The organism is Variovorax nivicola (assembly GCF_051216475.1).
Classification (GTDB): Bacteria; Pseudomonadota; Gammaproteobacteria; order Burkholderiales; family Burkholderiaceae_C; genus Variovorax.
Map to the genome: position 1 here is coordinate 788,364 of NZ_JBPJZK010000003.1, position 24,979 is coordinate 813,342.

A 24,979-nucleotide genomic window follows, 5' to 3' on the forward strand; every position below is an offset into this window, starting at 1 on the left:
CCTTTTGTTGTCGCGTCCTGTCGAGTGGAATCGACTGTAGGAACTACGCGCAGGCGCGCGCCTAGCGTTTTCCCGTTGGTCGAAGGTATGCAGCCGTCAGCTTTCGCTCAGGTTTTCCGGGTTTCCCCTGTCAAAGCAGACAGGCGAATGACAGCCGCCGGCACGAAACTGGTGTGACCTGTCCATACCGAAAGACAAGGAAGCCAAGAACATGCAAGAGACAACAACAACAACGACCCCCGCCATCTCGCGCCGCGGCCTGCTGCGCCTTTCGCTCGGCGGCACCGCCATGGCCTCGCTGCCCGGCATCGGCTGGGCGGCCACCGGGGCCGCCACTCCCGCTTTCGCCGACGGCCTGCCGCGCAGCCGGCCCGAAGCGCAGGGCATTTCGTCGGCGTCGATCCTCGCTTTTCTCGACGATGCCGAACGCGGCGCGTTCGAGCTGCACGGCTTCATGCTGTGGCGCAACGGCCATGTGGTGGCCGAGGGCTGGTGGGACCCCTACAAGCCCGAGCGCCGGCACATGACGCATTCGCTGACCAAGAGCGTGACCGTGTGCGCGGTAGGCATGGCCATCGCCGACGGCAAATTCGGGCTCGACGACAAGATCGTGTCCTTCTTCCCCGAGCACCTGCCACCCACGGTCAGCGCCAACCTCGCGGCCATGACCGTACGCGACTTGCTGACCATGCGCACCGGGCACGAGTCGATGGTGTCGGGCTCGGTGTGGCGGCCGATCCGCACGAGCTGGATCGCCGAGTTCTTCAAGATCCCCGTGGTCTACACGCCGGGCAGCAAGTTCGTCTACACCAGCGCGGCCACCTACATGCTGTCGGCCATCGTCACGAAGACCACCGGGCAGTCGACGGCCGACTATCTCAAACCGCGCTTCTTCGATCCGCTGGGCATTACCGGCTACGAGTGGGACGTTGGGCCCGAAGGCATTTCGCCAGGCGCCAACGGCCTGAGCTGGAAGACGGTCGACTCGCTCAAGCTCGGCATCCTGCATGCGCAGAACGGGCAGTGGAACGGCAAGCAGATTCTCACGAAGGCCTGGGTCGATTCGGTGCACGCGCCGCACACCAAGGACCGGTACGGCTACCAGTGGTGGCTGGGCCAGCACGGTGCGTACAACGCCGACGGCCTGTTCGGGCAGTACTCGGTGGTGTTCCCCGAGCAGAACGCGGTGCTCGCGCTCAATTCGGCGCTGCCGCCCAAGGCGGGGTTCAACGCGGGCATCCTGTACAAGCACTTTCCGGCGGCATTTGGCGCTACTGCCGCGGCCAGCGAGAAGGACTACGCCGCGCTCAAGGCTCGCACGCGCACGCTGCAACTGCTGCCGCCAGTGAAGCCGACCAGCTCGCCCGTTGCCGCGAACGTGTCGGGCCAGCGCTACGACTTCGCGGAGAACCCGGAGAAGATCAAGTCGATGCGGCTTGACTTCTCTTCCGCGGAGTCGTGCGTCTTCACGATGGAAGACGACCGTGGCACGCACAAGGTGCAGGTCGGCCTGCGCAAGCCCTTTGAGGGCGACACCACCATCACCGGCAACAAGCTGCACCACGAGTACCAGCCCGATGTGATGCGCGTGGTGGCCAGCGGCGAGTGGCGCGACGCGCGCACCTTCGTCATGACGTGGACCTTCGTCGAGTCGGCCTTCCGCGACACCGTGGAGTGCCGGTTCTCCGGGCCGTACATGCGCTTCGACCGCAGCGTCAATGTGAACTCCAGCGCAACCGAAATGCCTACGCTCACCGGAACGCGGGCGAAGAATTAGCCTTCACTTTTTGAGAGGCGCTTTTACCGGCGCTTCACTTCCCGGACAAATTGACGGGCGCGGTTCGTGGCTCAATGTCCACCATGCACATGCTTTCGGACGCCACGATTTTCACGCAGGTGCGCTTCTGGGTGCTGGTGCTTTGCTCGCTGGTGTGCCCGGCCGCGATCTTCGTCACGCTGTTCGTGCGGCGCGAGTTCTCGAAGAAGGCAGTGCTTGCCTTCGGCCTGCTGCTGATCGTGCTCGCGGGCGTCGACATCTTCGTGCTGCGCGCGCTCTCGCTCAAGGTCCAGGCCACGCCTTCGCTGGCTGACGACATCGTCTTCTCTTCCGAACTGTCGATTGCGCTTTACATCATTCCTGCTGCGTTCGGCACCTTCGGCCTCAACATGGTTTCGCATGTGCTCATGCACTACCTGAAGCAGAAAGAGGCGCGCTTCGATGCGCACCGGCAAAAGGTGCAGCCACTGCCCCTCGTCAATGGGGCACAGCGGAATCGCCCGAGGGCACCGGGCGGGCGGCGGATGCGGCCGACCACCGCCGTGGTGCGTCGTCGGCGTGAGGCGACGCAGATCGTCGCCACTCGGCAAGACGCCTAGCGTCCCCTGCGCTCGCGGCGCGAGCTATCGTTTTCCCGAAGATGGTGCACGCCGCAACGGCGCATGCACCGCAATGTCATTGGGAGCGCGCAAGGAGAACTATTTTTTAGTTCGCCCGTTGCGAAAAACGGTGCTTGGTGCGCTCGCCCCTCACTCCTAGCATTCGCCTCGCTGGCCCTCCGGATGCCTCGCTGCATCGCAGGCCGGCACACACGCGCAGCCGAATGCCTTCACCTCATCGCATCGAAGAAAAGGAATCCGCCATGGCCAATCTCCGGGACCCCGGTCGCCGAAGTCTTCTCAAGACCTCCCTTATCGCCGGCGGACTCTCCGCCGGCGGCCTGCTCTCGGTCGATGCCTTCGCGCAGGGCAAGGCGCGCATCAACATGCAGCTGGGCTGGATCGTCGGCGGCAACCAGATCGGCGAGGTGGTCGCCAAGCGCATGGGCTTCTATGAGCAGGAGGGCATCGACTTCGCGATCCAGCCGGGCGGGCCGAACATCGATGGCGTGGCCATCATCGCCTCGGGCCGCTACGAGGTGGGGCAGGTGTCGTCGAGTCCGTCGATCATGCTGGCCGTGTCGCAGGGTCTGCCGATCAAGTGCTTTGCAGTGGGAGCGCAGAAGCATCCCTACACCTACTTCTCGCTTGCGAAGAATCCGGTGCGCAAGCCGGCCGACCTCGTCGGCAAGCGCGTGGGTATTCCGTCGACCGCGGCCATCCTGCTGCGCGCGTTGCTGGCGAAGAACAAGATCGCCGAGAAGGACGTGAAGGTGGTCTCCATCGGCGCCGACATGTCGCCGCTGCTGACGGGGCAGGTCGACGTGGTCACGGGCTGGCTCACCAACACCACCGCCATCAAGGTACTGGGCCCCGACATCGCCTCGCTCACGCAATGGGACGCGGGCGTGCGCCTCTACGCGCTGCCTTACTACGCGTCGACAAAGACGCTGGAGACGCAGCCCAAGGTCATCGAGGCCTTCCTGCGTGCCACGGCCAAGGGCTGGCACCACGTGCGCGCCAACCGCGACCAGGCGGTGGACATGCTGGTCAAGGAATATCCGAACCTCAAGCGGGAGGACGAGCGCGTCGCGGTCGACGTGATGCTTGAATACGCATTCGGCGGCGCCGCGCAGACGCAGGGCTGGGGCGCGATGGACCCGGCCGTATGGCAGGAGCAGATCTCCACCTATGCGGAACTGGGCCAGTTCACCGCGCGCACGCCGAAGGTCGAAGAGGTGATCACGCTCGATGCGCTCAAGGCCACCGCCACCGCGCGGGCGATGAAGGGCTGACGCCGTGGCCGCCGTTCTCAACGCGCCCCCCGCCATCGCGTGCCGCGGCATCGGCGTGCGCTTCTTCACCGAGCGCCGCGACGTCACCGCCATCAAGAGCCTCGACCTCGACGTGGCGCAGGGCGAGTTCCTCACTCTGCTCGGGCCCTCGGGCTGCGGCAAGTCGACCTTCCTGCGCGTGGTGGCCGACCTGCTGCAGCCGAGCAGCGGCGGCATCGAGGTGCTGTCGTCCACGCCGCAGGCCGCGCGCAAGAACCGCGACATCGGCTTCGTGTTCCAGGATGCGGCGCTGCTGCCCTGGCGCACGGCACTGCAGAACGTCGAGCTGCCGCTGCAGGTGGGCGGCGGCGCCGGCCGCAAGGGCCGCCGCTCGCCGCAGGAACTGCTCGAACTCGTGGGGCTGAAGGACCGGCTGAACGCCTTCCCGCATGAGATGTCGGGCGGCCAGCGGCAGCGCGTATCGATTGCCCGCGCGCTGGCCAGCGACCCGAAGATCCTGCTGATGGACGAGCCCTTCGGGGCGCTCGACGAGATCACGCGCGACCGGCTCAACGAAGAGATCCTGCGCGTGTGGCGCGAGACCGGCGTGACGATTCTCTTCGTCACCCACAGCATCCACGAGGCCGCCTTCCTGGGCCAGCGCGTGCTGATGCTTGCCGCCAATCCGGGGCGCGTGCGCGAGATCGTGCCCGTCGAGTTGCCGCTCGAGCGCACGCTGGAGATGCGCGAAACCCCCGAGTTCGTCCGCCTCACGAGCCATCTGCGGCGCGTGCTGGAAACCTGCTGAGGCCGATGCAATGAATACCCGTTCCCTCGACTCCGCAGCGCCCGGCGCATTCGCCGCACCAGCCGACCCTGAATACCTAGCATGGGCCGCCGCGCGGCAAAAGCGCATCTGGCGCCGCCGCATTCTTCCGGCGCTCGGCATCGTCGGGCTCATCGTGCTGTGGTGGGCCGTGATCGTCGCGTTCGGCGTCAAGCCCTTCATTGCGCCCACGCCCTGGGCCGTGCTGGAGACGCTCTACGCCAAGCGCGACGTGCTGCTCGACAACCTGCTGCCCACCGCGATGGAGGCCGCTGGCGGCTTCGTGCTGGGCAATCTCGCGGCCATCGCCGTCGCGACGATCTTCGTGCACAACAAGACGCTGCAGGACATCTTCTTTCCGGTGGTGCTGATGTTCAACGCCGTACCGTTGGTGGCCAAGGCTCCGGTGCTGGTGCTCATCATGGGCAACGGCATGGAGCCGAAGATCACCATTGCCGCGCTGGTGTGCTTCTTTCCGACGCTGGTGAACATGGTGCGCGGGCTGGAGTCGGTCAACCCGCAGGCGATGGAGCTGATGCGCGTGCTGTCGGCGAGCAAGACCGAAATCTTCTTTCGCCTGCGGCTGCTCAATGCGTTGCCTTACCTCTTCTCGGCCTTGCGCATCGCCGCGTCGATGTGCGTGATCGGGGCGGTGGTGGGCGAGTGGGTGGGCGCCATGGTGGGCATCGGCGCCATGATCTTGCAGGCCACTTTCAACTTCGATTCGCCGCTGCTCTACGCCGCGATCGTCATGAGCGCCACGCTCTCGGGGCTGTTCTTCCTGCTGGTGACGCTGGCGGAAAAGTGGGTCATCCGCTGGCAACCCGAAAGCACGCACTGACGCGCCCGGTGCACTTCACACACATCCAAACATTTCAACAGGAGATAGTTCTATGAGCCGTATTGGCGACTGGATGCAAGAGCCCGCGCACGACGTGCGCGTGGCGGCCGAATCGGACGTGGTGGTGGTCGGTGGCGGCCCCGCGGGGCAAGCCGCGGCGCTGGCCGCCGCGCGCAACGGCGCGAGCGTGACGCTGCTGGAGCGCTACAACCACCTGGGCGGCCTGGCCTCGGGCGGCATGGTGCTGGTGCTGGACGACATGTGGGACAGCCACCAGCAGGAAATTTCGGTGCGCGGCATCTGCCTTGAAATGATCGAGCGCATGTCGGCGCTGGGCCTGGCCGAGTACCCGCGCCAGCAAGACTGGGGCACCTTGCCCGACTCGGTGCGCCGCTGGAAGCGCTGGGGCACCTATGACTTTCACAGCAAGGAGAAGCCGCACCCCATCTGCTTCGCCGCCGCCTTCGATCCCGATGCATGGAAGCGCACCTCGCTCGAAATGGTGCAGCAGGCCGGCATCGAACTGCGGCTGCACTCGTGGTTTTCGCGCACGCTGGTGGAAGACGGCAAGGTCAAGGGCGTGGTGTGCGAGACCAAGGGCGGGCGCGAGGCGATCCTCGGCAAGGTGGTGATCGACACCACCGGTGACCTCGACGTGGCGGCCTCGGCCGGCGCGCCGCACATCAGCGGCAGCTACATCGTGACGACCGTGTTCCGCCTCGGCAGCGTCGACACCGAAGAGGCCGAGCGCTTCGAGCGCGAGGAGCCCGTGGCCTGGCAGGCACTCGACCGCGAGATCAAGCACATGCTCGGCGGTGCATGGGAAGCCTGGTGGCTCAAGACGCCGCTGCCGGGCGTGGTGTGGTGCAACTGCCCGCACATGCCGGGGCTCGACGGCCTCAAGGTGAGCGACCTGACGCGCGCCGAAGTGCAGGGCCGCACCACCATCCACAAGGTGATCGACTTCGTGCGGGCGAAGCTGCCGGGCTTCTCGAAGTGCACGCTGATCGACATGGCGCCGCAAACCGGCATTCGCCAGACACGCCTGCTCGAAGGCGCGTATGTGATGACCAAGGAAGACGTGGCCCAGCGCACGCGCTTCGACGACAGCGTGGCGCGCGGGCGTGACTACTACTACCCGTACCGCACGCTGCTGCCGCGCAGCGTCGAGAACCTGCTGGTGGCGGGCCGGCACTACTCGGCCACCTCCGCTGCGCAGAAGATCTCGCGCGAGATCCCGCCCTGCATGGCGATGGGCGAGGCCACGGGCACGGCGGCGGCATTGGCGCTGAATGCGGGCGTGTCGGTGCGTGAGGTCGATGTGGCGAAGCTGCAGAAGACGCTGCGCGCGCAGGGCGCCGACCCGGGCGACCAGAAGGGGCCGAATGCCGACGTGCCCGCCATCGCACGTTCCTTCACCAAGGAGGCTGCATGAGCACCGGTGCACTGCCCCTGGACGGCATCCGCATCATCGACTTCACGCAGGTGATGATGGGCCCGGTCTGCACGCAGATGCTGGCCGACCATGGCGCCGACGTGATCAAGATCGAGCGCAAGGGCGCGGGCGACCTGAGCCGCTCGACCTTTGCGCCAGTGGCGGGCAACGACAACCCGATCTTCTGCAGCCTCAACCGCAACAAGCGCAGCGTGGAAATCGACCTGCGCGACGCGGCGCAGATGGAACTGGTGAAGGCCCTGATCGCCGGCGCAGACGTGGTCACCAACAACTTCCGCGCTGGCGTGATGGAGCGGCTGGGGCTGGGCTACGAAGACTGCAGGCGGCTGAACCCGCGCATCGTCTACGCGGTGGGCACGGGCTTCGGCGAGACCGGTCCCTACGCGCACAAGGGCGGGCAGGACGTGCTCGCGCAGGCGCTCACCGGCGTGATGGCGCGGCGCGCCGACGCATCGGTGCCGGTGTCGATCTACCCGACGGCGCTGGCCGACTACACCGCCGGCATGCACATGGTGCAGGGCATTTTGCTGGCGCTGCTGCAGCGCGAGCGCACGGGCGAGGGCCAGAAGATTTCGGTGTCGCTCTACAACTCCATGCTTGCGATGCAGATGCAAGAGGCGGCCATGGTGATGATGGAAGACTCCGAAGTGAACTGGGCCGCGATGCCGCTTTCTGGCGTGTTCGACACGCAGACCGGGCCGCTGGTGCTGGTGGGCGCGTTCAAGGCCAATCCGCTGCGCGACATCTGCACGGCGCTGGGGCTCGACGACCTGTCTCTCGACGCGCGCTATGCCACGCTGTCGGCGCAGTTCACGAACAAGGCCGCGCTGCATGCGATCTTCCATGAGCGCTTTGCGAGCAACACGCGCGACCATTGGCTGGCGAAGCTCGAAGAGCAGGACCTGCTCTCGGCCCCGGTGCGCGATATGCGCGAGGCGCTGGTCGATCCGCAGACGCTGCACAACGCGATGATTCTCGAAGCCGGTTCGTCGTCGGGCCGTCCGCTGAAATTCATCGCCAGCCCGATCCAGATGTCGGGCGCCAAGGCCGGCCTGCGGCGCGAGCCGCCGCGGCTCGGGCAACACACGGCCGAAGTGCTGGCCGAGGCGCGTGCATTGATCGAAGAGGCCGACGCATGAGCGTCCTCTTTGAAGTGGTCGACCATGTCGCCACCGTCACCATCGACCGCCCCGATGTGCTCAACGCGGTCGATCTGCCGACCGAGGCCGAGCTGCAGCGCATCTGGACCGAGATCGAATCGCGCGACGACATCCGTGCGGTGGTGCTCACCGGTGCGGGCGAGCGCTCGTTCTGTGCCGGCGCCGACCTGAAGAACACCTCGAACCTCAAGGGCGTCGAATACTGGGCCGCGGCACGCCCTGGCGGCTTCGGCGGCATCGCGCTGCGCGAGACGCTCGATGTGCCCGTGATCGCCCGCGTCAACGGCTTTGCATTGGGCGGCGGCTTCGAGATGGTGCTGGGCTGCGACATCGTCGTGGCCTGCGAGGAGGCCAGCTTCGGCCTGCCCGAGCCGCTGGTGGGCCGCCTGCCGCTGGATGGCGGCATGCTGCTGCTGCAGCGGCAGATTCCATACCGCCAGGCCATGGGCATGATGCTCACCGGCCAGCGCGTGAAGGCACAGCGCGCGCTGGAGATGGGCCTCGTCAACGAGGTGGTGCCTCGTGCCGAGCTCGACACGGCCGTCAACCGCTGGGTGCAGCAGATGCTGGCCTGCGCGCCGCTGTCGCTCAAGGCCATCAAGCAGGTGGTGCGCCGCACCGGCACGCTCTCGCCGGCTGAGGCGCACCGCATGCGGCTGCCGGCGCTGGTGGCGGCGCTGCAGTCCGAAGACGCGAACGAAGGCGTGCTGGCCTTTCAGCAGAAGCGCAAGCCGCAGTGGCTGGGCCGCTAGGCGCCCGCCGTTCATGCCATGGCCTACGTCATCACCAGTGCCTGCATCGACGTCAAGGACGGCGCCTGCGTCAAGTGCTGTCCAGTCGATTGCATCTACGAAGGCGCGCGCACTCTGTACATTCACCCGGATGAATGCATCGACTGCGGCGTTTGCGTCTCTGCCTGTCCCACGCAGGCCATCTACGAAGACCTTCGGCTGCCGCCCGAAATGGCACATTTCACGGCCATCAACCGCGAGTTCTTCGCGGCGAATGTCAGCGGGCTGGGCTCGCCCGGCGGTGCGGCCGACACCGGGCCCGTGGCCTGCGACCATCCCGCCATCGCGATGCTGGCCGGGTAGGCCGGCGCTGCGGGGGAGGGCCGGCTGATGCACGCCAGCATCCTCAAATACTTCATCGAAGTCGCGAGCTGCGGCTCGGTGCGCAAGGCCTCGGAGCGGCTCTACGTGGCCGCGAGCGCCGTCAACCGGCAGATCCACAAGCTGGAGGACGAACTGGGCGTCGAGCTGTTCGACCGCATGCCCAACGGTCTGCGGCTCAACGCGGCGGGCGAGCGCCTGCTCAAGCACGCGCAGGAAACGCTGCACCAGTACCAGGTGATGCGTACCGAACTCGATGCGCTCAAGGGCGAACGCACGGGCCACGTGAAGGTGGCGGCGATGGATTCGTTCTTCGAGGAACTGCTGCCCTCGGCGGTGGAAGATTTTCTGCAGGTGTTTCCGGCCGTCACGTACACCATCACCGCGGTGCAGCCGATGGACGTTCCCCAGATGGTGATGTCGGGGCAGGTCGACGTGGGCATGACCTTCGTGAGCCGGCTGCCCGGCGGCGTGGTTGCGGTGGCGTTGGCGAACCTGCCCATCGGCGTGGTGATGCCGCCTGGTCATCCGCTGGCGAACCACGCGAGCGTGTCGTTGAAGGAATGCGCGCGCTATCCGTTCCTGCGTTCCAGCTCGCATCCGGTCATCAGCGCCGCGCTATCGCCCGAGTTCGCTGCGTTCTGGGACGAGATGGAGCCCGCCGCCACCTGCAATTCGACGCCCATGCTCAAGCGGCTGATCAGGGCCGGCAAGGGCATCTCGTGCTTCTCGAAGATCGCCTTCATCGAAGACCTGAAGCGCGGCGACCTGATCTGGCGGCCCTTCGAGCTGCCTGCGCTCGACCAGTTGCAGGTCGGCATCGTGGTGCCGTCGCAGCGCGTGCTGCCGCATGTGACGCAGAATTTTGTCGGGCGCATGGCGCGGCGGTTGACGCAACTGGAGATTGCGGCTGCGGCCGTGTGAGCGCGGAGGCGGGGGGCTCCCGCGATGAAACGATGCACGTCTTGCGTTGCGCGCGCCTTCTAGAATCCAGGCCCGCGCTCGCACGGAACAACCCGGGCGAACGCATCGTTCATCTCAACTCTCTGCATGCCTTTTTTTCGACTTCGCTCCGCTCCTCCCACTCTTCTGGCTCTTCTTCTCTACACCTTCGGCGCAGCGACTCCTGCCTTCGCTGCCGATGCCGTCCTGACGCTGAACACCGACCGCGTGCAGGAAGCCACTCAAGCCCCCGCTTTCGATCTTGCCGTGACCCGCCTCACCGGCATGGCGTCCGGTTCTTACTACTGGCCTGAAGGCCTGCTTGCCGAACAACTGATCGAGGGGTTGTCCTCGCGCAATGATCGCAAGGAGCAGGCATTGCCCGGCGACCAGCGGCTGGTGTCGTCGTACCGGCGGCCTTATGGCGGCAGTGAGCGCGCGGCTGTGCTGCTCGACAGCCGCAGCGGCAATGTGCTGGCCGCGGCGCTCGTGCATCGCCAGTGCGGCACGGGTTCGGCCTCCACCGGTTGCCTGGACGATCAGCACGCGGTGCTGTCGGTCTTCTTGCGTCCCGGCTTCGACCGCACCAAGGCGCAGCCGCTGATTGCATGGAGCCGCCAGGTGCCCGAAGAACTGCAGTTCGGCAAGGGCGAGAAGATTGCGAAGACCGAATACACCACGCTGGATGCCGCGCACACCGCCGCACGCCCCGTCGAGCGGCCGAAGAGCTTCTCCGCTGACGTGCCGCTGTACCCGAAGTCGCAGATATACCGCACCGCACAGGACGCGCTGAGCGACGCCAAGGCCAAACGCGTGCTGCGCCTGCAGACCACCGACAGCATGGAAAAAGTGCTGGCCTTCTACAAGCAGCTGTCGCCGCTGCTCGAAGAGATGGAGTCGAGCCTGGACGAGCGCTCCGGCTATGTCGCGGGCAGCCGCAAGGGCGTGGCCTTTTCCGTCGGCGTGACGCACGGGAAAGACATGCTGGCGATCACGAATATCGAAGTGGAGATTTCGGAATGATGAATGTGCCGTTTCCCAGGACCTTTGCGTCGCTGCTGTTCGCCTGCGCCTTGGGCGCGCATGCACAGGGCGCGCAACCCGCGGCATCGTCGGCTGGGCCCGTCACCACCGAATTGCCCGCGCCGCCGCTGCGCCTCAGCGAGCAGCCGCGCATCCGCAGCGCCGTGATCGCCATGGTCGGCTACGCGCGCGGCAGCTACACCGACGCCGATACGTTGATCGCGCAGCAGGTGCTCGAAGGCATGCGCTCCAGGCACGACATCACGCGCACCGTCTGGCCCGATGGCCGCAAGGTCATCGCGTCCGTCAACGGTGGCGACCACGGCGAAGAGCGCGCCGCCATGCTGCTCGACGCCGAAGGCCGGCTGGTGGCACTGGGGCTGGTCAACGGCCACTGCAACGTGCCGCCGACAGGCGACAAGCCGAAGGTGTGCAAGCCCGCACCGCAGACCGTGCTGTCGATCTTCCAGCCCGCCGGTGCGAAGCAGGCGCAAGCAGAGCCGCTGGTCGTGTGGGGCAAGACGCTGCCACCGTTCCTGGCGGCCATGGCCGACAGCGACGACCCTGCGAAGGCGGCCGACGCGCAGAAGATCGCGAGCGTCGAATACATCACCGGCCAGCCGGACGTGCCCGGTTGGCGCGTCGAGCAACTGCCGCCGGGCTTTCCGGCTTCGCTGCGTCCCCTGCTGGTGCAGACGGCCGAAGTGAACGGCACGGCAAGCGCCGGCAAGATCGTGATGCCCAAGGGCCTGGCCGGCATGCCGATGCGCACGGAATACGAACGGTCGCAACGCAACGAGCCGCGCCTGCCCGATGCCGAAGTGACGCTGCGCAGCTATGCCGCGCTCGACACTTTGGTCGACACCTACCGCGAGCTGGCGAAGGGCGCGAGCGTGGAAGAGGGTGGCCGCGAGATCGTGTTCAACGGCACCGATGGGGCAGGGCGCTACAGCATTCGCCTGCGCGATGCGAAGGAAACCGGCGTGTTCATCACTGTGTCGAGCTGGAAGCGCAAGTAGCCGCTTCCGGCTGCACGATCCGCAGCCACGGCCATCGCGCTTGGTAGTCCGCCGCCTTCTTCAGAAAAAGCTCGCGCATCGGAAGCAGCGGGTTCATGCGCAGGATGCCTGCTGCCAGATCGCCGAGTCCGTCGGGCGCATAGAGCGTTCCATCGGCCAGGTCGATGCCGACGCGGGTGCAGGCAATGAGGTAGCGGTCGATGCCGTCGCGCGAGGACCCGAGGCGCGGGTAGGGCGACTTGAAGCGCTGCTCGTACCAGAGATGGACGCGCGCCTGGTTCTTGACCTCCACGCTCACGCCCAGGTCGGCCACCACGCGCTGCACGCGCTGGATCACGGCGTCTTCGGCGTCCCACGACAGGTCGGTGTCGTCGAAATAGAAGACGTCGTAGTCCTTCACGCCCCAGCCGGGCGGTTTGTCCGAGAGGCGGTTCCATGTCGCCTGGAAGATGCAGCCAGCCGTCAGGAAGCCCTGGCGCAGCCCGAGGCCGGGCAGGCGTTCAAGGAGCGCTGCGTTGACGGGGTCTTGCGTGGCGTGTGCGATGAGGCCGGCGGGTGTCAATGGCATGGGTTCGACGATGCTGCAAAGCAAAGAGGCCTGACGACACAGCCGTCAGGCCTCGAGTTCCGGGAATGCGGAAGAAGAAGTGATCAGCCGACTTCAGCGATCAGCTCGATCTCCACGCAAGCACCCATCGGCACCTGCGCCACGCCGAAGGCGCTGCGTGCATGCGCGCCCTTTTCGGGGCCGAAGACTTCGGCGAAGAACTCGCTCGCGCCGTTGGTCACCAGATGCTGTTCAGTGAAGGTGCCGACCGAGTTGACCAGGCTCATCACCTTGACGATGCGCTTGACCTTGTTCAGGTCGCCCACGGCCGCGTGCAGCGTGCCGAGCAGGTCGATGGCGATGGCGCGTGCGGCCTGCTTGCCTTCTTCGGTGCTGATGTTGGCGCCGAGTTGGCCGGCCCAGACCTTGCCGTCCTTCTTCGCGATATGGCCCGAGAGGAACACGAGGTTGCCGGTCTGCACGAAGGGCACATAGGCGGCCGCGGGGGCGGAGACCGGGGGCAGGGTGATGCCGAGGCTGGAAAGTTTGTCGTAAACGCTCATGGAGACTCCTTGTCTTGGGAAGGCGATTGTGTATGTGTTTGCGGCAGGCCCTCGATCACTTCCCCCACTGGCTGCACGGTCACGCCGACCCGCAGCGTGTGCCTTGCGCCGCCATGGAGTACGCCGCGCATCGGCGACACGTCGGAGTAGTCGCGGCCGATGGCGAGCGTGACGTAGTCTTCGCCCGGCTGGCGGCCGTTGGTGGGGTCGAAGTCGGCCCAGCCGCCGACGCCCTCGGGACTGTCGTTTCCGTCTTCGCTCTTTCCGGGCAGGTACACCGACACCCAGGCGTGCGAGGCGTCGGCGCCCACCAGCCGGGGCTGGCCGGGCGGCGGTTGCGTGAGCAGGTAGCCGCTCACGTAGCGCGCGGGCAGGCCCATGGTGCGGAAGCACGCGATCATGATGTGGGCGAAGTCCTGGCACACGCCCTTGCGCTGCGCGAGGGCCTCGACGGCGGGGGTGTTGATCTCGGTGCTGTCGGCGTCGTACGCAAAGTCTTCGTACATGCGCTCGGTGAGATCCATCGCCACGTCGAAGGTGGGGCGGCCGGGCACGAAGCTGGCGCGGGCGTAGGCCATGAAGTCGTCGTGGCGCGGCACGTAGGGCGAGGGAAAGACGAACTCCGAGGCCGCGTCGAAGGTGGCGTCCTTGCGGAAGCGGAAGCGCTCGCGCACGCTCTCCCAGGGCAGCTCGCGCGCCACGGCGCTCGAGAGCACGGGCACCGAGGTTTCGACCACGCTCTCGGCCGTGACGACGAGCCGGTCGTGCGTGGCCTCCAGCGCGAAGAAGGCGCGCGTGTTGCCGTACAGGTCGGCCACCTCGCTGCGCTGCGCGGGCGCGGGCTCGATGGCGAGCTTGTGGCTCACGAGCCGCTGCGAATCGGTGGCCAGCGGCCTCAGGTGGGCGAGGTGCTGCGCCGTCTCGACCGGCGGCGCGTACTCGTAGCGCGTTTCGTGGGTGACGTGGAGCAGCATGATGGGCGGGCCTACTTCGACTCGGCGCCGAAATGCGAAGCGTAGATCTTCGCGTAGGTGCCGTCGGCCCGGATGCCTTCCAGCCCTTGGTTGATCTTGGCCAGCAGCTCGGCGTTGCCCTTCTTCACGGCAATGCCGTACTTCTCGACCGGAAAGCCCGCGTCGCTCACCGTCTTGAAGCCGCCCGCGGTGTTGTTGGCGATGTAGTGCACCACCACGCCGTTGTCGGCCACTACGGCCTGCACGCCGCCAGCTTCCAGCTCCTTGAGCGCGAGCGGCGTCGATTCGAAGCGCTTGATGGCGGTGCTCGACTTGCCCAGCAGCTTGCCCACCACCTCGTCGCCCGTGGTGCCGTTCTGTACGCCGACCTTCAGGGTCTTGATGTCATCGAACTTCGTGACGGGTGAGTCGTTCTTCACGGCGATAAGTTGCCTGGCATCGAAATACGACTGCGAGAAGTCCATCGTCTGGCGGCGCTCGTCGGTGATGGTGATGGCCGACACCAGCAGGTCGCGGTCGCCCTGGTCGAGCGCGTTGAAGATGCCTTCCCACGGCGTGTTGACGAACTTCACTTCGATGCCGGCTTTCTGTGCGACCGCTTTCACCACGTCGATGTCGAAGCCCACGATCTCGCCCTTGTCGTTCTGCGATTCGAAGGGCGTGTAGGCGGCGTCGGTGCCGACCACGAGCACGCGGGCGGCGGCCGGTGGGGGCGGTGCGCTGGCTGCGGCGGGCGCGGCAGGCTCCTGCTTGCCGCAGGCCGCAATGGCGAGCGCCGCGAGCATGCCGGCGGCGGTGAGTGCGAAGCGGCGGTTGATGGCGATGCCTGACATGGAAATGCCTCCTTGGAACTGTCTTTGTCTGGGAATCAAGCTCCGACCGAGCGCAGCGATTCGGATGTCAGTGTGAAGTAGCGTGTGCCGATCGCATCGGACACATGGTAGGCCGCTGTCTCGCAGTTGGCGAGCAGCTCGACGAGGGCCGGATAGTTGGCTTCGGGCCCCGCGGCGCAGAGGTGTTCGAGCGTCCAGCCGGCCGGGTCGGGCAGTTCGTACGACAGCGCGGTCAGCTTGCCCGGCGCGCTGCCGGCCAGCCGAGCGATGCGTCCGCGCAGGGTCTGCGTGACCCATGCGAGCGAGCGCGGGTTCTCGGCGTCGAGCACCAGCAGGTCGACCATGGTGGCGACGTCGCGGCGCTGCTGGTAGCGGGCGTGGAAGGTGATGGTGCTGTCGAACAGCGCCACCATTGCCTCGAAGCCGCTCACCTCGTGCACGGCGCCGTTGTCGAAGCCGGCCTCCAGCGCATTCGACAAGAAACCCAGGCGCTCGATGTGGCGGCCGATGGACAGCAGCCGCCAGGCGTCGTCGCGCGTCATGCGGTCGGTTTGTGCGCCGGTCATGGCGGCCAGCGCGGTGCTGGCGGATTCGAGGGCGCGCAACGCGGCACTGCTGGCAAAGCTGCCTTCGCCGGCCTGCTCGGCCGCGCGGCGCAGGAAATCGGTCTCGGCGCGCACGATCTGGTTCCAGTTGTCCTGCGAGAGGCGCTCCCGCACCGCAGCCGCGGCCTGCCGGATACAGCGCAGGCTGAAGCCGACGCTGGCGCCGCGCTCCACGTCGCCCAACTCGGCGATGAGTGCGCGTTCGAACACGCGGCGCGATTGCGGCGCACTCGGCGCCTCGGCCGGCACCAGCGCATTGCGCAGCGCCATGCGGTGCAGCCATTCGAGCAGCGGGCGCGAGGACTGGTCTTCGCTGCCCAGCAGGTTGAGCGTGAGGCGCGCAAGGCGTACGGCGTTTTCGGCGCGTTCGGTGTAGCGGCCGAGCCAGAACATGTTTTCCGCGGCGCGGCTGGTAACGGGCGCGCGGTGCCGCGCGAGCGAGGCCGGCGTGGCGTGCGGCTGCAGCAGCGTGGTGCGGTCGACTTCGCCGTGGGTCTGCACCCACACGTCGGCACTGCTGCCGCCGCGCTGCATCGACGCGATCTGCGCATCGGGCCCCGCGAGCCGGGCCAGGCCGCCGGGCAGCACGCGCCACGACTGCGCGCCGTCGCTCACCGCGAACACGCGCAGCAGCACGGCGCGCGGCGCGATGTGGCCCGGGCCCATGTCGTTGGCCCAGGTGGGCATCTGCGACAGCGGCTGATAGCCCTGCACGGTGTGGACGTCGCCCTCGCGCACGATGCGGCCGGCCCATTCGTCGAGCTCGCGCCGGCCGAGCTGGCTGCCGAGTACGGCGTCGAAGCTGGCGCGGCCGTCGAAGCCAGGGTAGGTGGGCTTGATGGCGCAGTCGGCCAGTTGCGGCAGCACCGATTCGAGCGCGGCGCGCTCGCCGCACCACCAGGTGGGCAGCGCGGGCAGCTTGAGCTTCTCGCCGATCAGGCGGCGTGCCAGCCCCGGCAAGAAGCCGAGCAGCGCGGGCGATTCGAGGAACGCCGAGCCCGGCATGTTGGCCACCAGCACGTTGCCGGCACGAATGGCCTGCAGCAGGCCGGGCACGCCGAGCGTGGAGTCGGGGCGCAGCTCCAGCGGGTCGAGGAACTGGTCGTCGAGCCGCTTGATGAGGCCGTGCACCGGGCGCAGGCCCTGCAGCGTCTTGAGGTAGAGCCGCTGGTCGCGCACCGTGAGGTCGCTGCCTTCGACCAGCGTGAGGCCCAGGTAGCGCGCGAGATAAGCGTGCTCGAAGTAGGTTTCGTTGTACGGGCCGGGCGTGAGCAGCGCGATGTGCGGCGGCACGCCGGCCGGACACATGCGCTGCAGGCCTTCCATCATGGCGCTGTAGGTGGCGGCCAGGCGCTGCACGTGCAGCGCCTCGAAGGCCTGCGGAAACTGCCGCGTGATGGCAAGGCGGTTTTCGAGCAGGTAACCCAGGCCCGAAGGCGCCTGGGTGCGCTGCGAGACCACCCACCAGTTGCCGTCGGGGCCGCGCGCGAGGTCGAAGGCGGTGATGTGCAGCCAGGTGTCGCCCGGCGGCTTCACGCCGTGCAGCGCACGCAGGTAGCCGGGGTGGCCGCGCACCAGCGCCGGAGGAATGAGCCCTTCGGCCAGCAGCTGCTGTGGGCCGTAGACGTCGGCCATCACTCGGTCGAGCACGCGCACGCGCTGCAGCACGCCGGCCTCGATCTGGCTCCAGCTTTCGGGCGAGACGATCAGCGGGAACAGGTCGAGCGACCAGGGCCGCTGCGGGCCGTTGGCGTCGGCGTACACGTTGTAGGTGACGCCGTTGTCGCGGATCTGCCGTTCGAGGCTGGCCGCGCGCCGGGGCAGGTCGTTGAAGCCGCCCGGGCCGAGCTGTTCGAAGAAGGCGTTCCAGGCGGGCGTGAGCGGCGGTTGTTCGCCGGACGGGCCCTGTGTCTGCGTCTGGGATTGAGACTGCGACTGAGAGGAAGACTGGGACTGCGATTGCGACTGGCTGGGCACCGACGGCCGTTCGGCCGCGGCGTCATACAGCAGCGGGGCGGGCGCAGGGGCTGGCGCAGCCCCCGGCACTGGTCGCACAGGCACCACCGCGGTGGTCTGCCCACGCAGTTCATCGAAATGGCCGGGCAGGGCCGGCGGGGCGAGCGCCGACGCCAGGGCCGCTGGAAACTCCAGTGCCTGGGCGTCGAACAGGGATTCGTTCAAAGGTTCCACAGGAGGGGGATTGTCACACTGCCTTCACGGGTATCCGTTTGGGCAGCGTGCTAAATGTCCCCTTATCGCCGCAGATCCAGCGTGAACGGGAATTCGCGGCTGCCCGGCAGCTCGATGGTTGCCGGGGGCGTGCGCATGAGTCCGGGTGTGTGGCCGGTGCGGGTGAAGCGCGAATGGCGGCGGCTTTCCGCCTCGTAGGCGTTGACCGGGAAGGTGTCGTAGTTGCGCCCGCCCGGGTGGGCGACGAAGTACTGGCAGCCGCCCAGCGAGCGCTTCATCCAGGTGTCGACCAGGTCGAAGGTCAGCGGCGCGTGGGCCGGGATGCTCGGGTGCAGGGCCGAAGGCGGGTTCCACGCCTTGTAGCGCACGCCGGCCACAAACTCGCCGACCACGCCGGTCGGCTGCAGTGGCAGCACCTTGCCGTTGACGGTGATGACGTGGCGGCTTTCGTTCAGGCCGGTCACGCGCACCTCGATGCGTTCGAGCGACGAATCAACGTAGCGCACCGTGCCGCCGGCCGAGCCTTCCTCGCCCATCACGTGCCAGGGTTCGAGCGCGTTGCGCAGCGAGAGCTCCACGCCCATTGCCTGCATCTGGCCTACCAGCGGGAAGCGGAACTCGAAGTGCGGCGCGAACCAGTCGGCGTCGAAGGCGAAGCCGGCCTGGCGCATCTCGCTGATGACGTCGTCGAAATCCATCTTGACGAAGGTCGGCAGCAGGAAGCGGTCATGCAACTCGGTGCCCCAGCGGGTGACGGGGGCCTTGTAGGGCTCGTCCCAGAAGCGCGCCACCAGCGCGCGAATGAGCAGTTGCTGCGCGATGCTCATGCGCGCATGCGGCGGCATCTCGAAGGCGCGCAACTCAAGCAGGCCGAGGCGGCCAGTGCTTGAGTCGGGCGAGTAGAGCTTGTCGATGCAGAACTCGCTGCGGTGCGTGTTGCCCGACACGTCGATCAGGATATTGCGCAGCGTGCGGTCGACCAGCCATGCCGGCATGTTCTGGCCGTAGATCTCGCGGTTCTTCGCGATTTCCTTCAGGGCAATTTCAAGCTCGTAGACCTGGTCGTTGCGGGCCTCGTCCACGCGTGGCGCCTGGCTCGTCGGGCCGATGAACATGCCCGAGAACAGATAGCTCAGCGACGGATGGTTGTGCCAGTAGAGCAGCAGGCTGGCCAGCAGCTCGGGCCGGCGCAGGAAGGGGCTGTCGGCGGGCGTGGCGCCGCCCATCACGAAGTGGTTGCCGCCGCCGGTGCCGGTATGGCGGCCGTCGGTCATGAACTTCTCGGCCGACAGGCGGGTTTCGAATGCGGCGTTGTAGAGAAACTCGGTGTGGTCGACCAGTTCTTTCCAGTTGTGGGCAGGATGGATGTTGACTTCGATCACGCCCGGGTCGGGCGTGACGGCCAGCATCTTCAGGCGCGGGTCGCGCGGCGGCGGGTAGCCTTCCATCACGATGCGCACGCCCAGGTCGCGAGCGGTGGCTTCGACGGCGGCAACCAGGTCGAGATAGTCCTCCAGGCGCGCGAGCGGCGGCATGAAGACGTAGAGCACACCTGAGGCATTGCCCTTTTTCTCGGCCGAAGGGCCGTTGGCGCGGCGCGGGTCGCGCACTTCGACGCACAGCGCGGTGCGCGTGACCCAGTGGGCTGATTCGCCGCGCAGCGGCTGGCGGGTGGTCGATTTGTCGTCCGCATCGTCAGCTGCTGCAGCAGCCGATGCATCGCCTTCGCCGACGCTGCCCGGCGCCTGCATGCGCAGCGAGGCGGGCACGACGGGCGGTGCGCCGAAGGCATAGGGCACGGCGCCGAGGTCGGCTCTTCCGCTGCCAATGTCGCCTGTACCGCCTGTACCGCCCGTGCCCACGGTATAGCGCGCACGGTAGTCGGCCGCGCTTGGCAGGGCGCCGCGCGGCGCGGTCGGGTCGCGCTCGATCAGGTAGGGATAGTCGCCCTTGCTGGCCCACGGCTGCGAGTCGAGCGGCAGGCGGTAGCCCATGGGCGAGTCGCCGGGGATCAGGTAGAGCCGGTCGTCGCGCAGGAACCAGGGGCCGGTCTTCCAGGCCGGGCCCGCGAGCGCGGGTGCGTCGCCGTCCGCATTGCCGGGCTCGATGGGCAGCATGTAGCCGATCACCGCGTCGAGCTTCTGCGTGAACACGCGGCGCAGGCGCACGCGCTCGAGTTCGTCGTCGAGCTTCGACTCGAAGGGGTCGACGTTCACCGGCAGGCGGCGTTCGCGCCAGAGGTAGTAGTAGATGTCTTCGTAGCCGGGCTGGATGTAGCGCTCGGTCAGGCCGAGCTTGTGCGCCAGCACGGTGGTGAAGCGGCGCGCGTCTTCGCTGGTGTAGTGCGTGGGAAAGCGCTCGTCGGCAAACAGCTCGGGGTCGTGCCACAGCGTCTGGCCGTCGGCGCGCCAGAAGATCGACAGCGCCCAGCGCGGCAGCTGCTCGCCCGGGTACCACTTACCCTGGCCGAAATGCAGGAAGCCGCCCTTGCCGTACTCGGCGCGCAGCTTGTGCACGAGCTCGGTTGCATAGCCGCGCTTGGTGGGGCCGAGAGCGTCGGTGTTCCATTCGGGCGCGTCGCGGTCGCTGGTGGCCACGTAGGTCGGCTCGCCGCCCATGGTGAGGCGCACGTCGCCGGCCTTCAGGCGCGCGTCGACGGCATCGCCCAGGGCCAGCACTTCGGACCACTGCTCTTCGGTGTAGGGCTTGGTGACGCGCGGCGATTCGTAGATGCGCGTGACCTTCATCTCGTGGCCGAACTCGACCTCGGATTCGTCGACACCGCCCTCGATGGGCGCTGCGCTCGAAGGCGTGGGCGTGCAGGCCAGCGGAATGTGGCCTTCACCGGCCAGCAGGCCCGAGGTGGCGTCTAGGCCGATCCATCCTGCGCCGGGCAGGAACACCTCGCACCAGGCGTGCAGGTCGGTGAAGTCGACCGTGGTGCCGCTCGGGCCGTCGAGCGCCTTCACGTCGGGCGTGAGCTGGATCAGGTAGCCCGAGACGAAACGCGCGGCCAGCCCGCAGTGGCGCAGCAGCTGCACCAGCAGCCAGCCCGAGTCGCGGCATGAGCCGCTGCCGCTGGAGAGCGTTTCTTCCGGCGTCTGCACGCCGGGCTCCATGCGAATGAGGTAGTTGACGTCTTGCTGGACCTGTTGGTTGATGCCAACCAGGAAGTCGATGGTGCGCTGCTCTTTGCGATCGATCTTGTCGAGGTAGGCCTGCAGCAGCGGCGTGGGCGTTTCGGTGACGAGGTAGGGCGCGAGTTCTTCGGCCTGCGACGCCGTGTACTTGAAAGGAAAGTTCTCGGCCTGCGGCTCGAGGAAGAAGTCGAAGGGGTTGTAGACCGCCATCTCGACCACGAGGTCGACCGTGACCTTGAATTCGCGCGTCTTCTCGGGGAACACCAGCCGCGCCTGGTAGTTGGCGAACGGGTCCTGCATCCAGTTGACGAAGTGCTCGGCCGGCTCGACCCGCAGCGAATACGAGATGACGTTGCTGCGGCAATGCGGCGCGGGACGCAAGCGCACGACCTGTGGGCCCAACTGCACCAGGCGGTCGTATTTGTAGTGGGTGACGTGGTGGAGAGCGGCGTGAATGGACATGCGTTTTTGTGTGCAGTACTGCGAGATTGCATCGAAAAGATGTCTCTTGTGAGACGCATACTAGCCCAGATGCCAAGCAATTAACGCGCCACTGAGCGTGACTTTGGGGAGGGTTTGCATCATGGGTTCGGGAGTTTTTCGTTGACGCCGTTTCGTGCGTCTGGTGGCGCCGTGGGCGCAGAGTGGGGGTTCGCGGCGCTGGGTGGTTCGCTGCTGGGAGCCGTCTTGCAACTGCAGCAGGCGGTGCTTTGGCCGGCGTGGGCGTACGTCGGATTGCTGTTCGCGGCCGCAGGTGGCCTGTGTTGGCGATGCATGCCGGGCAGGGTGCCAATGCTCGTCGCCTTGCTATGCGGCGCGATGGCCGGCGCAGGGCTCGCGGGATGGCGCGTGACGGTCTACGCGAACGGCGCGCTCGATCCGGCACTCGAAGGGCGCGACCTGCAGGTCACGGGCGTCGTGTCGGAGATGCCCCAGCGTAACGAAGCTGGAACGCAGTTCCGCCTGGATGTCGAGTCCGCGGGTTGGGCCGATCCGGATGCACAGGGGCGGCCCGCCGTGCCCGATCGCATTGCACTCGGCTGGTATTCCGAAGGCTCGGGCTTGTGGAGCCGCGCTTCCGAACGCCGCACGCCGCCGACCAGCACCGTCGGCACCTTGCACGCCGGCGAGCGATGGCGTCTGACGGTGCGCCTCAAGGCGCCGCACGGCAGCCGCAATCCCCATGGCTTCGACAGCGAACTCTGGATGTGGGAGCAGGGCCTGCATGCGAGCGGCTACGTGCGAACCGGCGCGCGCGATGCGGCGCCCGTGCTGGTGGCAAGCACGTGGCGGCACCCCATCGAGCGCGCACGCGAGGCCGTGCGCGACGCCATCTTCGAGCGCGTGCCCGACCGCGCCCAGGCGGGCGTGATCGCAGCGCTGGTCACCGGCGACCAGAGCGCCATCGACCGCTCGGGCTGGGATGTGTTCCGCGCCACGGGCGTGGCGCACCTGATGTCGATCTCGGGCCTGCACGTAACGATGTTCGCCTGGCTGGCCGCGCACATCGTCGGCCTGCTCTGGCGGCGCAGCGCGCGGCTGATGCTGCGCTTGCCCGCACAGCAGGCAGCGTTGACAGGCGGCGTGCTGCTGGCCACGCTCTATGCGCTCTTCAGCGGCTGGGGCGTGCCCTCGCAGCGCACGGTTTGGATGCTGGCGACGGTCGCGCTGCTGCGCCTCACGGGCCGGCGCTGGCCCTGGCCACACGTGTGGCTGTTGACGGCGGCCGTGGTGGTGGCGCTCGACCCGTGGGCTTTGATGCAGGCCGGCTTCTGGCTGAGCTTCGTGGCGGTGGGCGTGTTGTTTGCCACGGACGCCCCTGTGCCGGGTGAGCGGAAGACCGGCGCATCTTCCCGCCTGTTGCAGTTCTTTCGCGAGCAATGGGTCATCACGCTGGCAATCACGCCGCTGAGCCTGCTGCTGTTCCAGCAGGTGTCGCTGATCGGTCTGTTGGCCAATGCCGTGGCGATTCCCTGGGTCACGCTCGTGATCACGCCGCTGGCCATGCTCGGCGTGGCCGTGGCGCCGCTGTGGGACCTCGCAGCCCGGGCCGTGCAGGTGCTCACGTTGCTGCTGCAATGGTTGGCCGGGCTGCCGTATGCCACGCTGTCGATGGCTGCGCCGCCCTGGTGGATGGCCGCTTGCGGCGTGGCAGGCGGTGCATTGCTGGCCATGCGGCTGTCCTGGTCGCTGCGCAGCCTCGGCATTCCGCTGTTGCTGCCGGTGCTGCTGTGGCAGGCGCCCCGACCCACGATTGGCGAATTCGAACTGCTCGCCGCCGACATCGGCCAGGGCAATGCGGTGCTCGTGCGCACCGCCGCGCACAGCCTGCTCTACGACGCCGGCCCACGCTACAGCCTCGAAAGCGATGCGGGCCATCGCGTGCTCGTGCCGCTGCTGCGGGCCTACGGCGAGCGCCTCGATACGCTGGTGCTGAGCCACCGCGACACCGATCACACCGGCGGGGCGCCCGCGGTGCTCGCGATGCAGCCGCGGGCCGAGCTGCTGAGTTCCCTCGAAGCCACGCATCCGCTACAGGCGACGCCGGCGGCACGGCGTTGCGAGGCGGGGCAGGCCTGGACCTGGGACGGCGTGCGCTTCGAGGTGCTGCATCCGTTCGACACCGACTACCGCAGCTTCACCAAACCCAATGCCGTGTCGTGCGTGCTGCGCATAGGCAACGGGCGCGCGGCGGCGCTGCTGGCTGGCGACATCGAGCGGCTGCAGGAGGCCGCGCTCGTCGTGCGCACGCCGCAGCTGCTGCGCGCCGACGTGCTGCTGGCGCCGCACCACGGCAGCAAGACTTCGTCGAGCCTGGCGTTCCTCGATGCGGTGCAGCCGCGCATCGCGCTCGTTCAGGCGGGGTACCGCAACCGCTTCGGCCACCCGGCACAGGAGGTGGCAGCGCGCTACCGGGACCGCGGCGTGCGGCTGGTCGAAAACGCCCGCTGCGGCGCCGCGCACTGGACCAGCGCTCGCCCCGACGACGTGGCCTGCGAGCGCGAGCGCCATGCGCGGTACTGGCAGCACAGCCCTGGAATCGTGAACTAATTGTCAAAAGTAGTCCAAAAGGCCACTTGTCAGCGTGCTCGTACTGGCGTCCCATGCGTTGTATCGTTTGGCTACAACTCAGAAGAGGGGACAGTATGAACAACCGTCAAGGCTTTCGGTGGGACCTGTTTTCCGGGCATACGCCGTGACGGCCGCTGTTCCGGCCATCACCAGCACGAGCGCCGCGGCTGCACCCGGCGCGCGGCTCAAGATGCACCGCGAAGGCCCGGTGCTGGTGCTGACGCTGAGCAACCCCGCGGCGCGCAATGCGCTCAATCCGTCGGTCTACCGCGCGGCCGCCAAGGCGATGCGCGCCACCTCGGGCTTTCGCACCGTGCGCGCCATCGTGCTGTGCGGGGAGGGCGATCACTTCAGCGGCGGCGGCGACCTGCGGCGCCTGGCCCGGCAACGCAAGCTGCCTGCCGCCGAACAGCACGGCCACATCGACGCGCTGCACGAATGGATCATGGCGATCCAGGAGGCGCCCCAGCCCGTCATTGCCGCAGTCGAGGGCGCGGCCATGGGCGGGGGCTTTTCGCTATGCCTGGCTTGCGACCTGATCGTGGCCGCGGAAGACGCGAAGTTCGCGATGTCGTATGTGAATGTCGGTCTGACGCCCGACGGCGGCGGCACCGATTCGCTGGTGCGCGCGTTGCCGCCGCAGGCCGCCCTCGAAATGCTGCTCGACGGCACGCCCAGCACCGCGAAGCGGCTGCACGAACTGGGTGTGGTCAACAAGGTCGTGCCCCACGGGGAAGCCGGAGCCACCGCGCTTGCCTGGGCGCAGCAGCTCGCGCGCGGCCCGTTCGAGGTGCAGGCGCGTATCAAGCAGCTCGTGTATTCGGCGCGTGGGCGCAGCCGGCGTGAGCAACTCGACGCCGAGCGCGAATCTTTCCTGGCCAGCCTCTACAGCGACGAGAGCGGGGAGCGCATCAAAGGATTTCTCTCGCCCCGCAAGAAGCAGGCGGCCAGCGAGGAAGGGCCTGAGCGCTGAGCGAAGAAAAAGTCTTCCGGCCTGTCTCCGGCCTTGGCATAAGGGGTTCTACT

At 67.4% G+C, this 24,979-nt stretch carries 20 protein-coding genes; 14 read left to right on the forward strand and 6 right to left on the reverse strand.

The features are described from left to right. Nucleotides 1–211 precede the first annotated feature (211 nt). From ACSFBF_RS16445 to ACSFBF_RS16500, 12 genes are all read left to right on the forward strand, one after another. Nucleotides 212–1,777, forward strand: a complete 1,566-nt coding sequence (locus ACSFBF_RS16445; RefSeq protein ID WP_435468689.1) for a serine hydrolase domain-containing protein — start codon at nucleotides 212–214, stop codon at nucleotides 1,775–1,777. Nucleotides 1,778–1,860: 83 nt separating this feature from the next. Next, nucleotides 1,861–2,376, forward strand: coding sequence for a hypothetical protein (locus ACSFBF_RS16450; RefSeq protein ID WP_435468691.1), 516 nt, complete (start codon nucleotides 1,861–1,863; stop codon nucleotides 2,374–2,376). Nucleotides 2,377–2,639: 263 nt separating this feature from the next. Continuing rightward, nucleotides 2,640–3,671, forward strand: a complete 1,032-nt coding sequence (locus ACSFBF_RS16455; RefSeq protein WP_435468693.1) for an ABC transporter substrate-binding protein — start codon at nucleotides 2,640–2,642, stop codon at nucleotides 3,669–3,671. A gap of 4 nt (nucleotides 3,672–3,675) precedes the next feature. Then, complete coding sequence (locus ACSFBF_RS16460) at nucleotides 3,676–4,458, forward strand: ABC transporter ATP-binding protein (RefSeq protein ID WP_435468695.1); 783 nt, start codon at nucleotides 3,676–3,678, stop codon at nucleotides 4,456–4,458. A gap of 10 nt (nucleotides 4,459–4,468) precedes the next feature. Continuing rightward, nucleotides 4,469–5,317, forward strand: a complete 849-nt coding sequence (locus ACSFBF_RS16465) for an ABC transporter permease (protein ID WP_435468697.1) — start codon at nucleotides 4,469–4,471, stop codon at nucleotides 5,315–5,317. Between the two features lie 52 nt (nucleotides 5,318–5,369). After that, nucleotides 5,370–6,752, forward strand: coding sequence for an FAD-dependent oxidoreductase (locus tag ACSFBF_RS16470; RefSeq protein ID WP_435468699.1), 1,383 nt, complete (start codon nucleotides 5,370–5,372; stop codon nucleotides 6,750–6,752). Continuing rightward, complete coding sequence (locus ACSFBF_RS16475; RefSeq protein ID WP_435468701.1) at nucleotides 6,749–7,912, forward strand: CaiB/BaiF CoA transferase family protein; 1,164 nt, start codon at nucleotides 6,749–6,751, stop codon at nucleotides 7,910–7,912. The genes ACSFBF_RS16470 and ACSFBF_RS16475 overlap by 4 nt, the downstream gene beginning before the upstream one ends. After that, on the forward strand, nucleotides 7,909–8,685 hold the full coding sequence (locus tag ACSFBF_RS16480) for an enoyl-CoA hydratase-related protein (protein WP_435468703.1): 777 nt from the start codon (nucleotides 7,909–7,911) through the stop codon (nucleotides 8,683–8,685). Before ACSFBF_RS16475 ends, ACSFBF_RS16480 begins: the two co-directional genes overlap by 4 nt. Nucleotides 8,686–8,703: 18 nt before the next feature. Next, nucleotides 8,704–9,027 carry a ferredoxin gene (gene fdxA / locus ACSFBF_RS16485; RefSeq protein WP_435468705.1) on the forward strand — a complete coding sequence of 108 codons (324 nt, stop codon included), beginning with the start codon at nucleotides 8,704–8,706 and terminating at the stop codon, nucleotides 9,025–9,027. 27 nt (nucleotides 9,028–9,054) lie between these two features. Then, nucleotides 9,055–9,969: a LysR family transcriptional regulator gene (locus ACSFBF_RS16490; RefSeq protein ID WP_435468707.1), complete on the forward strand. Its 915-nt coding sequence runs from the start codon at nucleotides 9,055–9,057 to the stop codon at nucleotides 9,967–9,969. A 126-nt stretch (nucleotides 9,970–10,095) separates the two neighbouring features. Then, nucleotides 10,096–11,010: a hypothetical protein gene (locus tag ACSFBF_RS16495; RefSeq protein WP_435468709.1), complete on the forward strand. Its 915-nt coding sequence runs from the start codon at nucleotides 10,096–10,098 to the stop codon at nucleotides 11,008–11,010. Then, on the forward strand, nucleotides 11,007–12,029 hold the full coding sequence (locus ACSFBF_RS16500) for a hypothetical protein (protein WP_435468711.1): 1,023 nt from the start codon (nucleotides 11,007–11,009) through the stop codon (nucleotides 12,027–12,029). The genes ACSFBF_RS16495 and ACSFBF_RS16500 overlap by 4 nt, the downstream gene beginning before the upstream one ends. On the opposite strand, the gene ACSFBF_RS16505 is transcribed toward ACSFBF_RS16500, so the two are convergent. From ACSFBF_RS16505 to ACSFBF_RS16530, 6 genes are all read right to left on the reverse strand, one after another. Beyond that, the gene (locus ACSFBF_RS16505; protein WP_435468713.1) at nucleotides 12,001–12,597 is read right to left on the reverse strand and encodes a nucleotidyltransferase family protein; all 597 of its coding nucleotides are present in this window, start codon (nucleotides 12,595–12,597) and stop codon (nucleotides 12,001–12,003) included. The genes ACSFBF_RS16500 and ACSFBF_RS16505 overlap by 29 nt on opposite strands. Nucleotides 12,598–12,680: 83 nt before the next feature. After that, entirely contained in the window at nucleotides 12,681–13,139 is a 459-nt protein-coding gene (locus ACSFBF_RS16510) for a RidA family protein (protein WP_093080114.1), read from the reverse strand. Then, complete coding sequence (locus ACSFBF_RS16515; RefSeq protein ID WP_435468715.1) at nucleotides 13,136–14,113, reverse strand: transglutaminase family protein; 978 nt, start codon at nucleotides 14,111–14,113, stop codon at nucleotides 13,136–13,138. The genes ACSFBF_RS16510 and ACSFBF_RS16515 overlap by 4 nt, the downstream gene beginning before the upstream one ends. Nucleotides 14,114–14,124: 11 nt before the next feature. Then, a complete protein-coding gene (locus ACSFBF_RS16520) occupies nucleotides 14,125–14,946 on the reverse strand; it encodes a basic amino acid ABC transporter substrate-binding protein (RefSeq protein ID WP_435468717.1) in 822 nt (273 codons plus the stop codon). A gap of 35 nt (nucleotides 14,947–14,981) precedes the next feature. Next, entirely contained in the window at nucleotides 14,982–17,741 is a 2,760-nt protein-coding gene (locus tag ACSFBF_RS16525) for a circularly permuted type 2 ATP-grasp protein (RefSeq protein WP_435468719.1), read from the reverse strand. Nucleotides 17,742–17,803: 62 nt separating this feature from the next. Continuing rightward, nucleotides 17,804–21,343 (reverse strand): transglutaminase family protein, encoded by a 3,540-nt coding sequence (locus ACSFBF_RS16530; RefSeq protein WP_435468721.1) that lies wholly within the window; start codon nucleotides 21,341–21,343, stop codon nucleotides 17,804–17,806. 141 nt (nucleotides 21,344–21,484) lie between these two features. On the opposite strand from ACSFBF_RS16530, the gene ACSFBF_RS16535 reads away from it, so the two are divergent. Together ACSFBF_RS16535 and ACSFBF_RS16540 are read left to right on the forward strand one after the other, a co-directional pair. Further along, nucleotides 21,485–23,932: a DNA internalization-related competence protein ComEC/Rec2 gene (locus tag ACSFBF_RS16535; RefSeq protein WP_435468723.1), complete on the forward strand. Its 2,448-nt coding sequence runs from the start codon at nucleotides 21,485–21,487 to the stop codon at nucleotides 23,930–23,932. A gap of 145 nt (nucleotides 23,933–24,077) precedes the next feature. Continuing rightward, nucleotides 24,078–24,926, forward strand: coding sequence for an oxepin-CoA hydrolase, alternative type (locus tag ACSFBF_RS16540; protein ID WP_435468725.1), 849 nt, complete (start codon nucleotides 24,078–24,080; stop codon nucleotides 24,924–24,926). The last annotated feature ends 53 nt before the right edge of the window (nucleotides 24,927–24,979 follow it).